General features: G+C 71.2%; 14 protein-coding genes and 1 tRNA gene. 4 read left to right on the forward strand and 11 right to left on the reverse strand.

The features are described from left to right. Nucleotides 1–93 precede the first annotated feature (93 nt). Together AB0L37_RS31930 and AB0L37_RS31935 are read left to right on the forward strand one after the other, a co-directional pair. Entirely contained in the window at nucleotides 94–1,077 is a 984-nt protein-coding gene (locus tag AB0L37_RS31930) for an aldo/keto reductase (protein ID WP_365513283.1), read from the forward strand. Beyond that, nucleotides 1,074–3,233: a helix-hairpin-helix domain-containing protein gene (locus AB0L37_RS31935; RefSeq protein WP_365513286.1), complete on the forward strand. Its 2,160-nt coding sequence runs from the start codon at nucleotides 1,074–1,076 to the stop codon at nucleotides 3,231–3,233. Before AB0L37_RS31930 ends, AB0L37_RS31935 begins: the two co-directional genes overlap by 4 nt. 64 nt (nucleotides 3,234–3,297) lie before the next feature. On the opposite strand, the gene AB0L37_RS31940 is transcribed toward AB0L37_RS31935, so the two are convergent. Continuing rightward, entirely contained in the window at nucleotides 3,298–3,981 is a 684-nt protein-coding gene (locus tag AB0L37_RS31940) for a hypothetical protein (protein ID WP_365513289.1), read from the reverse strand. Nucleotides 3,982–4,028: 47 nt separating this feature from the next. On the opposite strand from AB0L37_RS31940, the gene AB0L37_RS31945 reads away from it, so the two are divergent. Continuing rightward, complete coding sequence (locus AB0L37_RS31945; RefSeq protein ID WP_018535088.1) at nucleotides 4,029–4,217, forward strand: DUF5703 family protein; 189 nt, start codon at nucleotides 4,029–4,031, stop codon at nucleotides 4,215–4,217. 93 nt (nucleotides 4,218–4,310) lie between these two features. Here AB0L37_RS31945 and AB0L37_RS31950 read toward each other — a convergent pair whose 3' ends face one another. The 3 genes from AB0L37_RS31950 to AB0L37_RS31960 all read right to left on the reverse strand — a co-directional run bounded on the left by AB0L37_RS31950 (nucleotide 4,311) and on the right by AB0L37_RS31960 (nucleotide 6,912). After that, entirely contained in the window at nucleotides 4,311–5,054 is a 744-nt protein-coding gene (locus tag AB0L37_RS31950) for a chaplin family protein (protein ID WP_365513292.1), read from the reverse strand. Between the two features lie 153 nt (nucleotides 5,055–5,207). Then, nucleotides 5,208–5,441 carry a chaplin ChpH gene (gene chpH / locus AB0L37_RS31955; protein ID WP_365513295.1) on the reverse strand — a complete coding sequence of 78 codons (234 nt, stop codon included), beginning with the start codon at nucleotides 5,439–5,441 and terminating at the stop codon, nucleotides 5,208–5,210. A gap of 145 nt (nucleotides 5,442–5,586) precedes the next feature. Further along, the gene (locus AB0L37_RS31960; RefSeq protein ID WP_365513298.1) at nucleotides 5,587–6,912 is read right to left on the reverse strand and encodes a M20/M25/M40 family metallo-hydrolase; all 1,326 of its coding nucleotides are present in this window, start codon (nucleotides 6,910–6,912) and stop codon (nucleotides 5,587–5,589) included. A gap of 206 nt (nucleotides 6,913–7,118) precedes the next feature. Here AB0L37_RS31960 and AB0L37_RS31965 point away from each other — a divergent pair. Next, nucleotides 7,119–7,203: transfer RNA gene (locus tag AB0L37_RS31965), tRNA-Leu, on the forward strand. 17 nt (nucleotides 7,204–7,220) lie between these two features. On the opposite strand, the gene AB0L37_RS31970 is transcribed toward AB0L37_RS31965, so the two are convergent. From AB0L37_RS31970 to AB0L37_RS32000, 7 genes are read right to left on the reverse strand one after another with little or no spacing between them, the layout of a single operon-like run. Next, entirely contained in the window at nucleotides 7,221–8,420 is a 1,200-nt protein-coding gene (locus AB0L37_RS31970; RefSeq protein ID WP_365513300.1) for an ROK family transcriptional regulator, read from the reverse strand. Beyond that, entirely contained in the window at nucleotides 8,417–9,403 is a 987-nt protein-coding gene (locus tag AB0L37_RS31975; RefSeq protein WP_365513303.1) for an ABC transporter ATP-binding protein, read from the reverse strand. The genes AB0L37_RS31970 and AB0L37_RS31975 overlap by 4 nt, the downstream gene beginning before the upstream one ends. Beyond that, complete coding sequence (locus AB0L37_RS31980; protein WP_365513306.1) at nucleotides 9,400–10,368, reverse strand: ABC transporter ATP-binding protein; 969 nt, start codon at nucleotides 10,366–10,368, stop codon at nucleotides 9,400–9,402. Before AB0L37_RS31980 ends, AB0L37_RS31975 begins: the two co-directional genes overlap by 4 nt. After that, a complete protein-coding gene (locus AB0L37_RS31985) occupies nucleotides 10,361–11,341 on the reverse strand; it encodes an ABC transporter permease (RefSeq protein ID WP_365513308.1) in 981 nt (326 codons plus the stop codon). The genes AB0L37_RS31980 and AB0L37_RS31985 overlap by 8 nt, the downstream gene beginning before the upstream one ends. After that, complete coding sequence (locus AB0L37_RS31990; protein WP_365513311.1) at nucleotides 11,338–12,324, reverse strand: ABC transporter permease; 987 nt, start codon at nucleotides 12,322–12,324, stop codon at nucleotides 11,338–11,340. The genes AB0L37_RS31985 and AB0L37_RS31990 overlap by 4 nt, the downstream gene beginning before the upstream one ends. A 15-nt stretch (nucleotides 12,325–12,339) precedes the next feature. After that, nucleotides 12,340–14,043, reverse strand: a complete 1,704-nt coding sequence (locus tag AB0L37_RS31995) for an ABC transporter substrate-binding protein (protein ID WP_365513314.1) — start codon at nucleotides 14,041–14,043, stop codon at nucleotides 12,340–12,342. 25 nt (nucleotides 14,044–14,068) lie between these two features. Further along, nucleotides 14,069–14,911, reverse strand: coding sequence for an ROK family protein (locus AB0L37_RS32000; protein WP_365513317.1), 843 nt, complete (start codon nucleotides 14,909–14,911; stop codon nucleotides 14,069–14,071). Nucleotides 14,912–14,982: the final 71 nt, after the last annotated feature.

Here is a 14,982-nt window from a genome sequence, read left to right on the forward strand (position 1 = left end):
ATGTCTCTCGCCGGGCACCCTAGCGCGGCGGGTCCGGCGACAGATATCCACAGGGGGCCCGATCCTGACCTTGGGCCAGTAATCTCAGCGCCCATGGAGCAGAGGCATCTCGGCCGTACCGGCCTGCGCGTGTCCCGGATCGGACTCGGCACCCTCACGTGGGGGCGGGACACCGACGAGCACGACGCCGCCGACCTGTTGAAGACCTTCTGGGAGGCGGGCGGCTCCCTCGTCGACACGGCCGACGTGTACGGGGACGGGGAGTCGGAGTATCTGCTCGGCCGGCTCGTCGAGGGCCTCGTGCCGCGCCGTGATCTGGTCATCTCCACGAAGGCGGGCAGCGTGCCCGACCCCGAGCGCCGCTTCGACGGCTCGCGCGGCCACCTGCTCTCCGCGCTCGACGCGTCGCTGGCCCGGCTCGGCACGGACTACGTCGACCTGTGGCAGGTCCACGCGTACGACACGGAGACACCGCTCGACGAGACGTTGCAGGCCCTCGACATCGCGGTCAGCAGCGGGCGGGCACGGTACGCCGGAGTCTCGAACTTCTGCGGCTGGCAGCTGGCGAAGGCGGGCACCTGGCAGCTCGCGGCGCCGGGTGTGCGCACGCGTCTGGCCAGTACGCAGATGGAGTACTCGCTGCTGCAACGCGGCGTGGAGCGGGAGGTGCTGCCCGCCGCGCTCGACCTGGGGATCGGGCTGCTGCCGTCGTCGCCGCTGGGCCGCGGCGTGCTCACCGGCAAGTACCGCGGCGGTACGCCCACGGACTCGCGGGGCGGCTCCGACCACATGGCGCCGTTCGTCGCGCCGTATCTGGACGAGGCCGCCGGGCACATCGTGGACGCGGTCGCCATAGCGGCGGACGGCCTCGCCGTGACACCGCTCCAGGTCGCTCTCGCGTGGGTGCGGGACCGGCCCGGGGTGGCAGCGCCGATCGTCGGCGCGCGCAACGCGCAGCAGCTCACGGCGGCGTTGTCAGTGGAGGCCCTTAGTCTTCCTGACGAGATCTGCCAGGCGCTCGACGATGTGTCGGCGCCCGTGCACCGCTATCCCGATCAGGACTGGAGCACGTTGTGAGTACGGAGTCCGCTGCCGCGGAGAACGAGTCCGGGGCCGGCCCCGACGCCGGGCCGGACGAGACACCTGCCACCACGGAGACCGAGAGCGCCGAAGCCACCGTCGCTGAAGCCACCGCCGGCGAGGGCACCGCCGAAGACGCGGCCCAGCCGTCCGAGGCAGAGGCCGAGTTGGCCGCGCAGCGGGAGCTCCTGGAGCGGATCGCACAGCGCAAGGCCGCCAAGGAAGGCCCGATCGACGCCGGCGCGAAGCTGAGCGGCACGGCCGCCGACCTGCTGGCCGCCGTACGGGCCGTGGAGAGCGGGGAGAAGCCGGCCGCCGCCGTGTTCGCGGAGCCTGCCCCCGAGCCGCGCCGGGTCGTCACCGCCGAGCCGGTGCGCAGGCCGCAGCCGGTCACGCCCGCCGTCGAGGCCGGGCCCGACGGCGAGACCGTGGCCGCGGTGCGTGCCGTTCTCGGTGAGGGCGGGGCGCCGGACGCACTGGCCACGTCGGCCGCCGCGACGCTGGGTGAGAGCGCCGACGAGCAACTGCGGGCGGACCCCTGGCAGTTGCTGCGGGTCGCCGGTGTCCGTCCCGAGCAGGCCGACGGTTTCGCGCGGGCGCTGCTCGGCGCCGACTGCGCGCCGGACGACGAGCGCCGGGGCCGCGCCCTGACCGTATGGCTGCTCGAACAGGCCGCCGTCGCCGGACACACGGCGCTCGACCTGCCCGTGCTGACCGAGGCGCTCGGCAAGCGCGGGGTGGCCGACGCGGACGACGCCGTGCAGAGCGCCGTGGCCGAGGGCGACGCGCTGATCTTCCAGGACGCCCTGGAGGACGCCCCCGCCCCTGAGCCCGCCGAGGGCGAGGAGGAGGCCGAGCGGCCCGTACGGGTCCTGGTCGGCCTGGAGCGGTACGCGCTTGCCGAGGAGAGCCTCGCCGACGGACTCGCCCGGCTGATCAACTCGGGCCCCAAGGACGGCGGTTCGCTCGACGAGAACTGGGAGGGCGCCGCGGGCGCCGCGCGCGGCTCCACGGCCGAGCTGATCCGGGCGATCGGCGGGCACCGGCTCGTGCTGCACACCGGCGGGGAAGCCGCCCGCGCGGAGCCGATCGGTGCGGCGGCGGCCGCGGCCCGGCTCGGCCTGCGGGTCTGCGTCGCCGCGCACGGCACGGACGGGCGGCGGCGCGCCGCCGAGCTGCTCGGGCCCGACGCCCCGGAGAGCGCGGCGGCCACCGTCGCCGGGCTGCTCTCGGGCACCGAGGGCCCCGCGCGGGACGGCGAGGGAGCGTTCGCCCTTGACCTCCTGGTCGTCCTGGACGCGCCGCAGTTGGACGTGGAGGGCGCGGCGATGCTCGTCGAGCTGCTCGCGGACGGCTGCACGCTCGTGCTGAGCGGCGACCCGGGCACCTTGTGGTCGGCGGGACCCGGCCGGGTCTTCGCGGATCTCCTGGCCGCCGCGATCTGCCCGCGCATCGCCTCGCGCACCCCGGACCCGGGCCCCATCGGCGAGCTCGTCTCCGGTATCGGCATCGGTGAGCTCAACCAGGTGGAGGCGCCCGGCAAGGAGGTCGTGATCGTGCCGGTGCGGGACGCCGCCGAGGCGATCCACCGCACCGTGCAGCTCGTCGCGGACTCGGTGCCGCGGGCGATCGGCGTGCCGGCCGACCAGACGCAGGTGATCACTCCGGGACACGGCGGCGCCGCGGGCACGCGTGCGCTGAACGCGGCGCTGAAGGAGCGGCTGAACCCGGGCCCCGGCCGGTTCGGCGGCTTCGACCCGGGCGACGCGGTGGTGTACGTCCCGGCGCCGGGGCGGATCCGTCCGGGCCGTGTCGTCGGCGCCGATGCGCAGGGGCTGCGCCTGGAGTGCGACGGCGAGCCCGTCCTCGTACCGAAGGACCAGGTCGAGCAGGCCGTGCGGCACGGGTGGGCGGTGACCGGGCACCAGGCCGTCGGGCTGCGCTGGCCCGCGGCCGTGGTCGTGCTGCCGGGCGACGCGACGCAGGCGCTAAGCCGGCCCTGGGTGTACACGGCGTTCGGGCGCGGTGAGCGGCATCTGTCGGTGGTGCACGGGGCGGACGCGGCGCTGCCGCGGGCCGTCGCGGAGGTGGCCGCGAAGCCGCGTACGACCCGGTTGCCGGTCCTGGTCCGCGCCCAGGTGCCCGGAGCCTAGGCACGAAAAGGGCGTCTCCGTGGCGGAGACGCCCTTTCCCGCGGGACGGTCGCGGGACTGCCGGTTACCGGTCCACTTCCTCCAGCGTCTCGGCGTCCGTGATGTCCACCTCGTCCACCTCATCGACCTCGTCCGACACGTCGTCCAGGTCGTCGTCGAAGACCGCGCTCACGTCGAAGCGGCAGACGACTCTCTGCGGGTCGGCCTGGTCGAAGGGTGCGTCCAGCCACTCCCCCGGCTCCGGCGGGTCGTCGGACGCCGTGACCCACAGCGTGGAGTCGCCCTCCTCCAGGCCGAACTCCTTGTGCCGCGAGGCGATCTCGTCCGGTTCGAACTCGCCGAACAGGACGCCGAGGGCGGCGTGCACACTGCTGCCGGCCCCGGTCTCGGCGTCGGCGTCCAGGTCGGCGACCCGGCCCGCCTGGGCGAGGAGTCGCTGCGGTTCCACCACGGCGTAGTCGCGTCGGATCAGCACGCTCAGTGCGTTCGGTTCCTCCGGCCCGGTGTACGGGGGCAGCGAATCCTCGCCGCCGGGGATCTCGAAGGGGGTGACCTCGTCATAGCGGTCATAGAGGAGTTCGTCGTACTCCTCGGCCGCCGCGGCGAGTTCGTTGAACGCTTCGTAGACGGCCGGGTCGTCCTCTCCCGACCTGCGCTCGACAGCCGCCAGGTGGCGGTCGAGCGCAGCCTTGACCGCCTCGGCGGCGGCGCGTACCTCGGCAGCGGTGGGCTGCGCAGCATCAGACATAGTGCAGACGCTATCCGTACCGGGCCCGTGCCCGCACAATAGATGCGATGCCGGAATACGAATTTGTCGACGTGTACGTACCGCGCGGGGTCTCCCGCAAGGAGGCGACACGTCTGCTGACGGACCATGCAGAGTACGGACACTGGGAGTTGGACCGATTGAGCCTGCGCCGCGACGGCAGTCGTCGCGTACGCCTTCGCCGACGGATCATCCGCCAGGTGCGGGCCACATGGTGACCTGAACCTGACGGGTCGGCGACCGAAAACGGAGCGGGCCCCGCCGATGCGGGGCCCGCTCCGTTCGTACCGCTGGTGCGGTTCAGGCTGCCGTCACGCGGCGGCCCTGGCACGCCGGTAGAGCACCGCGCCCGCGAGCAGTGCGCCCGCGCCCACCGGGATGACCGCGCCGATCGGCAGCGAGCTGCCGGTCATCGCGAGCTGGGACTCGCCCTTGGGCTGGGTGACGGTCTGCGTCCCCGGCTTGTTGGGGGTGTCCGTTCCCGGCTCGCCCGGGGAGCCCGGAACGCTGCGGTCCGGCGGCGTCCCCGGGTTGCCGGGGGTGTGCGGGTTGCCCGGGTGCTCCGGGCCACCCGGCGGCTGCTCGTGGCCACCGGGGGGCGTGGTGGTGCTCCCGCCGCCGTTCGAGCAGTCGTTGCCGGAGGCCGGGTTGCCGACGCCACCGACGTTGATCGAGTTCCCGCACGCGTTGACCGGCACGTCGACCGGCACCTGCACGTGGTTGCCCGAGCCGACGCCCGGCGAGTCGCTGGTGTGACCGCCGGCCTGCGCACCGCCGCCGGACGGCTGCTGCGACCCGCTGCCGCCGTCGTCGGAGGTGTTGGCGCAGCTGTTGCCCGCCGCCGGGTTGAGCAGCCCGATGACGTTGACGGTGTTGCCGCACAGGTTGACCGGGACGTCCACCGGGACCTGGACCGCGTTGCCGGACACGACGCCCGGCGAGTCCGACGCACTGCCGTTCGCACCGGAGTCGGCGTGCGCGTAGCCGCCGGTGACGGCGAGTACGCCGGACGCGGCGGCCACGGTGATCAGGCCTTTGCGCATGACCTGTCGCATAGCTTTCCCTGCCTTAGAACTTTGCCTAAGCACCTTCTGGAAAAGCGCGGGGGCGGTGTGCCCCCGCGCCGAATGCCCGATCGGCCCCGGAGTGCATGGCGCGTACTCCGGGGCCGACGGACTCAGACCCTCAAGGGGTGAGGCACAACAGCGTCAGCTGTTGGTGCAGGTGTTGCCGAAGGCGGGGTTCAGCAGCCCGATCACGGAGACCGTGTTGCCGCAGACGTTCACCGGCACGTGCACGGGCGCCTGGACGACGTTGCCCGAGAGCACGCCGGGAGACTTCACGGCGGCACCCTGGGCACCAGCGTCGGCGACGGCCATACCCGCACCAGCGAGAACCAGGCCACCAGTGGCAGCCGCAGCAGCGACGACCTTCTTGATCATTATTCCTCCTTGTTGGCAAATGCAGTCCCAGCCGCGGACTGCACTCCCTGTAACGAAGAGGAACGTATGGGGCTACGAGCGTATGGTTCCTTTCACTCTTTTCAGTCAAGTACGCACGTGCGGACGATTGTTGGGATGCCGCGCCTCAGGACGCGTCGATGAACCGGTCGAGCACGCGCACGCCGAACTTGAGGCCGTCCACCGGCACCCGCTCGTCGACGCCGTGGAACATGCCCGCGAAGTCCAGCTCGGGCGGCAGTTGCAGCGGCGCGAAGCCGAAGTTGCGGATGCCGAGCTCGACGAAGGACTTGGCGTCGGTGCCGCCGGAGAGCATGTACGGGATGGCCTTGGCGATGGGGTCCTCGGCGACGAGCGCGGTCTGCATGGCCTCGACGATCGCGCCGTCGAAGTCCGTCTCGACCGCCTTGTCGCTGTGCACGTCCTCGCGCCGCACGTTCGGGCCGAGGATGCGGTCGAGATCGGCGAGGAACTCCTTCTCGTGGCCGGGCAGATAGCGGCCGTCGACGTGCGCGGTGGCCTCGCCGGGGATGACGTTCACCTTGTAACCGGCACCCAGCTGCGTGGGGTTGGCGGTGTTGCTGAGGGTGGCGCCGATGAGCTTGGCGATGCCTCCGAGCTTCGCGATGGTCTCCTCCATGTCCTCGGGGTCGAGCTCGGTGCCGAGCGCGTCGCCGAGTTCGTCGAGGAAGTGGCGGAGCGTCTTGGTGACGCGGACGGGGAACCTGTGACGGCCGAGGCGGGCGACGGCCTCCGACAGTTCGGTGATCGCGTTGTCCCGGTGGATCATCGAACCGTGCCCGGCGGTGCCGGCCACGGTCAGCTTCATCCAGTGCATGCCCTTCTCGGCGGTCTGGACGAGGTAGAGCCTGCGCTGCTCGTTCACGGTGAACGAGAACCCGCCGACCTCGCTGATCGCCTCGCTGACGCCCTCGAAGAGTTCCGGGTGGTGGTCGACGAGGTGATGCGCGCCGAAGACGCCGCCCGCCTCCTCGTCGGCGAGGAACGCGAGGACGATGTCGCGCGGGGGCTTGCGGCCGGTGCGCAGCCGGTCCCGCACGACCGCGAGGGTCATCGCGTCCATGTCCTTCATGTCGACCGCGCCGCGGCCCCAGACACAGCCGTCGGCGACCTCGCCCGAGAAGGGGTGATGGGTCCAGTCCGCCGCGTTGGCGGGCACGACGTCGGTGTGGCCGTGGATGAGGAGCGCGGGCCGCGTCGGGTCCTCGCCCTCGATACGGGCGACCGTGGACGCGCGCCCCGGGTGCGATTCGAAGATCTTCGGTTCGAGGCCCACCTCGGCGAGCTTCTCCGCGACGTACTCGGCGGCCTTGCGCTCGCCGGGACCCGAGTGGTCGCCGTAGTTGCTGGTGTCGATCCGGATCAGGTCGCGGCAGAGGTCGACGACCTCGTCCTGACCGGAGACGGCCCTGCCCGTGCTCGGCTCGCTCACACTTGTTCCTCTCTCCGTGGGGGTGCCCCTGTGGATGTCCCCATCCTCTCTCCCCGGCCGTCCGCACCCAAGGCCGGGCGCCTCTCGTCACGCGCCGTTCACAGCGCCGACCTGCGGAAAGGGGGTGTGATCGAGGCACTCCGAAACCCTGGTAATGTTCTCTGTGTCGCCGCGGGAAACACCCCGCACAAAGCGGCAGACACCTTGTCCGGGTGGCGGAATGGCAGACGCGCTAGCTTGAGGTGCTAGTGCCCTTTATCGGGCGTGGGGGTTCAAGTCCCCCCTCGGACACAGAGAAAGACCCCAGCCTAGCTGGGGTCTTTTGCGTTGCCCGTGGTGGCTGTCCGGCGGGCGAAGACCAAGGGGCGGGCCGTGCGGAGGGACGTGGTCAGGGCTCCTAGGAGGACCGCGTCGTCGCCTGTTGTGGTCGGCTCGACTCGGGGGCGCAGGGGCGTGAGGCGGTGGAGGGTTTCGGTGACCGTCGTGAGGAGGAGGTCGGCGGCGCGGCCCACGCCTCCGCCCAGGACGACCAGGTCGGGGTCGAGGACCGCCGTGACGGCGGCTACGGCGAGGGCGAGGCGTTCGCCTTCCTGGCGTACGGCGGTGGTCGCGGCCGGGTCGCCGGTGCGGGCGGCGTCGAAGACTCGCTTGGCGGTGAGGGGGCCCCTCATGCCGAGGGCGCGGGCGGCGCGGACCACGGCGTCGGCGGAGACGGCGTCCTCCAGCATGCCGCGGCGCGGGGCCTGACCGGAGTCCGGTACGCCGTCCAGGGGCAGGAAGCCGATCTCTCCGGCCGCTCCGTGGGCGCCGAGGAAGAGTTCGCCGTCGGCGACGACGCCCATGCCGAGGCCGGTGCCGATGAGGACGTAGACGAAGAGGCGGCTGCCGGCGCCCGCGCCGAACGTGTATTCGCCGAGGGCGGCAAGGTTGGCGTCGTTGTGGACGGAGAGCGGGGTGCCGAGGCGCTCGCGCATGCGTTCCACGAGGCCGGGGCGGCCCCAGCCGGGCAGGTTGACGGCGTAGCGGACGCGGCCGGTGTGGCGGTCGAAGACTCCGGGGGTGCCGACGGCGGTGTGGACGATGTCGGTGGGGGTCAAGTGGGCGTCGGACAGGGCCTGTTCGGCGCAGGCGACCGCCGTGTCGGCGACGGTGGTGGCGGCGCGGCCGCGGTTGGGCACCTCGGTGCGGGCGACGATCGTGCCGGACAGGTCGGCGACGGCGGTGCGCAGGCGGGCGCGGCCGATGTCGATGCCGAGGACGTGGCCGGCGCGCGGGTCGGGCTCGTACAGGACGGCGACGCGGCCGCGGCTCTGGGCGTGGGTGCCCGCCTCGCGGACGAGCCCCGCGCGTTCCAGGGCGGCGAGCGCCGAGGAGACGGTGGGCTTGGACAGGCCGCTGGCGCGGGCGAGTTGGGCCCGGGACGCGGGGCCTTCGAGACGTAATCGCTCCAGGAGGAGCCATTCGTTGTTGCTGCGCAGGCGCTGCCGGTTCCAGGGGGGCACGGTCATGGCGCCGTCACATGGCAGGCCGCCGTGTGGCCCGCGTCGACCGGTTTCAGGCGCGGGGTCTCGTGGTGGCAACGGTCGGTCGCGAGGGGGCAGCGGGCGCGGAAGCGGCAGCTGGGGACCGGGTCGATGACGACGGGCGGGTCCGACTTGGCGGTGGCCGCGTCGATGTCGAGGGGGGCGCGGGGGTCGGGGACGGCGGACAGGAGCAGGTCGGTGTAGGGGTGGCGGGGCGCGGCGAGGACGGCTTCGGTGGGGCCGGTCTCGACGACGTGGCCGCCGTACATCACCGCGATGCGGTCGGAGAGGTAGCGGGCGCTCGCGATGTCGTGGGTGATGTAGAGGATCGAGACGCCTTCGGTGGCGCGCAGGTCGGCCATGACGTTGAGGAGGCCGATGCGGATGGAGACGTCGAGCATGGAGACCGGCTCGTCGGCGAGGATGAGTTTCGGGCGGTGGGCGAGGGCCTGGGCGAAGCCGATGCGCTGGCGCTGGCCGCCGGAGAGTTCGTACGGGAAGCGGCTGAGGACCTCGGCGGGCGGGGTGAGGCCGACGGCCTCGACCACGCGTTCCGCCTCCGACTGCCGCTCGGCGGAGGTCAGTTCGGGGCGGTGGAGCTTGAGGCCGCGCAGGATGCCGTGGGAGACGCGGTAGGCGGGGTTGAGGGACGAGAACGGATCCTGGAAGACCATGGGGACGGCGCCGCGGTAGGCGAGGCGGTCCTTGCGGCGGCGCATGCCGCTCAGCGGGCGGCCCCGGTAGCGGATCTCGCCGCGGGTGGGCGGGTGGACCTGGGCGACGAGGCGGGCGAGGGTCGACTTGCCGCTGCCGCTCTCGCCGACGAGCGCGACGATCTCGCGTTCGCCGATGGCGAGGTCGACGTCGTCGACGGCGTGCAGGAGGCTCCGGGTCAGGCCGGTGCCGACCTTGAAGTGGCGGGTGAGGCCGGCCAGTTCGAGGAGCGGGGTGGCGTTCACAGCGGTCACCGGGCCACCTCCGTGTGCAGCAGGCAGCGGGCGCGGGCCGCGCCCACGTCGTAGAGGGCGGGTTCGGTGACGTGACACGCGTCGTGGACGAGCGGGCAGCGCGGGTGGAAGCGGCAGCCGGCCGGCGGCGCGGACAGGTCGGGCGGGCTGCCGGGGATGCCCTTCAGCGGGACGCGCGGGCCGCGGATGGAGGGGAACGCGTCGAGGAGGCCGCGGCTGTAGGGGTGTTCGGGGTGGTCGAAGACGGTGCGGGTCGGGCCGGTCTCGACGACCTGGCCCGCGTACATGACGAGGAGCTGGTCGGAGAAGTGCGAGACGAGGGACATGTCGTGGGTGACGAACACGACGGCGAAGCCCAGGAGTTGCTGGAGTTCCTTGATCTGCACCATGAGGGAGCGCTGGGCGACGACGTCGAGCGCGGATGTCGGCTCGTCCATGAGGATCAGGTCGGGGGTGAGCAGCAACGCCATGGCGATCATGGCGCGTTGGCGCATGCCGCCCGACAACTGGTGCGGGTAGCTGCGCAGATGGACCGGGTCGATGCCGACGAGGTCGAGGACCTCGCGACTGCGGGCACGGATCTCCTCACTCGTGTACGTGCCGTGCGCGGCCATGGCGTCCTTGTACTGGGCGGCGAGGGTGGCCACCGGGTTGAGGGCGTTCATGGCGGATTGCAGGACGACGGAGAAGTCGCGCCAGCGCAGGGCGTTCAGTTCGCGTTCGGTGAGGGTGACGAGGTTGTCGCCGCGGAAGCGGACGGTGCCGGTGGTGATGCGGGCGGGCGGGTTGAGGAGTCCCGCCACGGCGAACATCAGGGTGGACTTGCCGCAGCCCGACTCGCCGACGATCGCCGCGAACTCCCCTGCATGGACGGCGAGTTCGACGTGGTCGACGGCGGTGACGGGGCCGCGGGCGGTGTCATAGGCGACGCTGAGGTCCGTGACGGACAGGAGGGGTTCAGGCATGGGGGCGCCCCTTCTTGACAGCCTTGACCGTCTTGACCGTCTTGACCGGGCGCAGGGCCGGGTTGCCGATCTCGTCGAAGGCGTAGTTGATCAGGGCGAAGGCGACGCCGAGCAGGGCGACGCACAGGCCCGGCGCGATCGACCAGAGGGGCGTGCCGGTCTGGAGGGCCTGCTGGTTCTGGGACCAGTAGAGCATCGTGCCCCAGCTCTGCGAGTTGGGGTCGCCGAGGCCGAGGAACTGGAGGCCCGCGGCGGTGAGGACCGAGTACAGGGCCGCGCCGAGGAAGTTGGCGACGATGAGGGACGTCATCGTGGGCAGGACCTCGCGGACGATGATGTACGAGCGCCGCTCGCCGCGCACCCGGGCCGACTGGAGGAAGTCGCGGCCGCGCAGGGACATGGCCTGGGCGCGCATCTGGTTGGCGCCGTAGGACCAGCCGGTGAGGACGAGGACGGCGAGGATCACCTTCAGGGAGCCCTTGCCCGCGTACTTGGCGAGGATGATCACCAGGGGGAACGCGGGGATGACCAGGACGACGTTCGTGAGCAGGGACAGCAGGTCGTCGGCGATGCCGCCCAGGTAGGCGGCGGAGACGCCGATGACGACGGACAGGACGGTGGCGAGCGCTCCCGCGACGACGGCGATGATCAGTGACTCCCTGGTGCCGTAGATGAGTTGGGAGTAGATGTCCTGGCCGAGGCCCGTGGTGCCGAGGAGGTGGGCGGTGGAGGGGTCCAGGCGTGGGGCGAAGTTCAGTTCGTCGGGGTTGTCGACCGTGGTGAACAGGCCCGGGAACGCGGCGATGAGCGTGAACGCGAGCAGGATGATGGTGCCGGCCAGGGCTTTGCGATTGCCGCGGATTGCATGCCAGAGATTCGCGCCTGCGCCGTTTCGGGGGATCGCCGGTTCGGCGGGTGCCGGTTGCGTCGTGGCTGGGCGCGCAGTTCCCCGCGCCCCTGAAGGGGCGCTCACCTCGCCCTCGCCCTCGGGTCGAGCCAGACCGTCGCCAGGTCGACGGCCAGGAGTGCTACCAGTACCGCCACCGTGAACAGCATGAACAGGGCCTGCATCAAGGGGTAGTCGACGTTCTGGACCGCGTTGTAGAGGAGGTAGCCGACGCCGGGGTAGTTGAAGACGTACTCGATGAGGATCGCGCCGGAGATGACGAAGCCGAGGGACATGGCGAAGCCGGCCAGGTTGGGCAGGATCGCGTTGCGGGCCGCGTAGCCGTACATGATGCGGCGGCCGGTGAGGCCCTTGGCGCGGGCCATCCGGACGTAGTCCTCGGCCAGGGTCGTGATCATGTTGTTCCGCATGGTGAGGATCCAGCCGCCGACGGTCGTGATGAGGAGCGTGGCCGCCGGGAGGATCGCGTGGGACAGGACGCTGCCGACGAAGCCGGGTGAGAAGCCGGGGACGATGGACGTGTCGTAGTTGAAGTTCGCGGGGAGCAGGCCGCCCGTGCCCTCGGAGAAGACGAGGATGAGGAGCAGGCCCACCCAGAAGTAGGGCAGCGCCGACGTGACGACGAAGACGGGCGGCAGGATCGCGTCGAGGGCGCCGCCGCGACGCCAGCCCGCGACGGTGCCGATGAGGGTGCCGAGCAGGAAGGCGAGCACGGTCGTCGTGCCGACGAGGCCGAGGGTCCAGGGCAGGGCGCCGCCGATCAGCGAGGTGACCGGCTCGCCGAGCGTCTGGCCGATGGAGCGGCCCCAGTCGCCGGTGAACATGTGGCCCAGGTAGTCGACGTACTGCACGAACACGTTCTGGTCGGGCTTGAAGCCGAACGACGTCAGCATCTGCTCCAGGGCCTCCCGGGAGACCCGGCCGCGCGTGCGCACCGTCAGCGCGTCGACCGGGTCGCCCGGCATGAAGCGCGGGAGGAAGAAGTTCAGGGTGAGCGCCGCCCAGAGGGTCAGGAGGAAGAACCCCAGGCGGCGCAGGAGGTAGCGCACCGGTCACCTCACCGCCTACTGGGCCGACTTGGAGTACAGGTGGGTGAGCACCTGACCCGTGTCGGGGAAGTTGTAGGCCGCCGGCTGCGCGTACGGGTTGTCCTCGGTGGGCCAGCCGCCGATGTCCTTGGTGTTGTACTGGAACCAGTCCACGGCCTCGACGACGGGGATCACCGGGACGTCGTCGATCATGTGCTGGGCGACGGCCTTGACGATCTCCACCTGGCGGCTCTCGTCGGCGGACGCGTACTCGTTGAGGAGCTTGTCGACGTCCGGGTTCTTGTAGCGCTCCCAGTTGCTGACGGCGTTCTTGCCGAGCGGGGCCGTGTTCGCGGAGTGCAGCGACTGGCGCAGTTCGTAGTACGGGGTCGGCCCGCTGGACTGCTGCGTGTAGTACGCCAGGTCGTAGTCGCCGGTGTACAGGCGGCCGACGTACGTCTGCTGGGCGAGGGTCTGCACGGTGAGGTCGATGCCGACGGCCTTGAGGTCCTGCTTGATGACCTTGAGGGAGGCGTCCCAGTCCGTGTAGCCGGTGATGGAGAGGATCTTCAGTTTGAGGGGCTTGGACGGGGAGTGGCCGAGGCCGGCCAGGAGCTTCTTCGCGCGGGCCGGGTCGGGCTTGTCGAAGCCGGCCTTCTTCACGGCGGCCGCGTCGTAGTACTTCTCGAACGTCGGCATGACGACGCCGGACTGGTTGGCCGCGGGGACCTGGCCGCCGACGCCGATCTTCGCGACCTTCTCGCGGTCGATGGCGTACGAGATCGCCTGGCGGACCTTCAGGTTGCTGGAGTCCTTGTGGGACGGGTCGAGGTTCGGGTAGATCCCGACGTTCAGGACGGGCGGCGACCACGTGTGGTTGTCGGACGACTTGTCCAGGTAGAACTGCTTGATGCCGGGGATGAACTGACTCCCCCACTGCGCCTTGCCGTTGGCGAGGTCGAGGTTGGCGGGGCCGTTGTCCAGGTAGGCCGGGTACTGCACCTTCTGGATGTACGGCTTGCCCTGCTGCCAGTAGTCGGGGTTGGCCGTGTACTGGATGTTGTTCGGTGTACAGGGGTTCACCTCGAACGGGCCGGTGCCGACCGGCTTCCTGTCGACCCAGGTGTCGGGCTTCTTCGCGGCCTCGCCGGCGCCGAAGACGTGCTCGGGCACGATGGCGACCTGGTGGGCGAACGCGTAGAAGTAGGGCTGCGCCGCCTCCTTGAACTTCAGGGTGACCTTGTCGGTGCCGGACGTCGTGACGGACTGGAGCCCGGCGGTGGTCCACAGGGCGTAGAGGTCCGTCGACGGGGTCTTCTTCATGAGGTTGAAGGTGAAGGCGACGTCCTTGGCGGTGAACGGCTTGCCGTCGTTCCACTTCACGCCGGAGCGGATGGTGAAGTCGATCCGCGTCTTGTCGGCGTTCCACTTGTAGCTCTTGGCGAGCATCGGCGTCTCGGCCTGGTCCTTGAGCGCGTTCACGAAGATCAGGGGTTCGTAGACGAAGCCGATGGAGGTGTTGTAGACGGCCGGGTTGAACGGGTTGAAGTTGCACGTCCACGTCTGGCCCGCCGTGTTGGCGATGGTGACGGTGCCGCCCTTCTTCTTCGGGCCGCTGCTCTCCGAGGCGTTGTTGCCGTTGTTGTCGTCGGATCCCTTGTGTTTCGTCTCCGAGCAGGCCGTCGCGGTCACGGCGAGCGCGATGACGACCGCGGTGGCGAGGATGCGCGTGGGCCTCATTCCTGCCAGTCCCTTCATGGGTCTTCTAAGTACGGGGACGCGCGGCCTCGACGGCCAGCGTCAGTGCCCCGAGCAGGGGCGCGTCGTACGGGTGCGCGGCGGGTGCGAGCGGGGGCGGATAGGGCACGGCCGCGTCGAGGGCCCGGCGCAGCGGGTCGTGCAGCGCGTGCCAGGAGCGGACCATGCCGCCGCCGACGACGATCCGCTCGGGGTCGACGGCGATGGTGAGGTTGACGAGGTGGAAGGCGAGTTCGGTGAGGAACTCCCTCGTGGGCACGCCCTGTTGAAGGGCCTTGCCGCTGACGGCCGCCTCCAGCGGGAGGTGGTCGGTGCGGCCGACGTCGTCGAGCCCGCGCAGGTTGTAGCCGATCTCGCCGGACGCGCCGTGCCGCCCGGCGAGGACGGTTCCGTGGGCGACGACGGCGACGGCGAGTCCCGTGCCGAGGTTCACGTACAGGCCCGGGTCGCATCCGGCGAGGGCGCCGGACGCGTACTCGTGGGCGGCCGCGGCCTTCACGTCGGTGGCGACGCGGACGGGCGACCGCGGGAACTCCTTGGCGAGTTCGCGCTCCAGCGGGAGCCGGTCCCAGCCCGGGATGTTCGGTGCGAGGGCCACTCCGTCGGGCCCGGGGATGCCGATGGTCGACACTCCGACGGCCAGGGGTTCGCGGCCGGCGAGGAGGGTGCGGGCGGCGTCCAGGGCGCGCCGCAGGTCACTGTCCGCCTGGATCGTGCGGTCCTGGAGACGGGTTCCGTGGGGGTCCGCGACGGTCAGGGCCGTCTTGGTGCCACCGAAGTCGAGGGCGAGAAGGACGGGGCGCGCCGATCCTGGGGATGCTTCTTGCGTACGGGATGGCGTACGGGACACGGGAAGCTCCTCGGTAAAGTTACGTAACTAAACGAGGTGCTACGAGACTGTACGCGCGGCGGATGCCGCGC

The sequence above is a fragment of the Streptomyces sp. NPDC052225 genome (genome assembly GCF_040679615.1).
Lineage (GTDB): Bacteria > Actinomycetota > Actinomycetes > Streptomycetales > Streptomycetaceae > Streptomyces.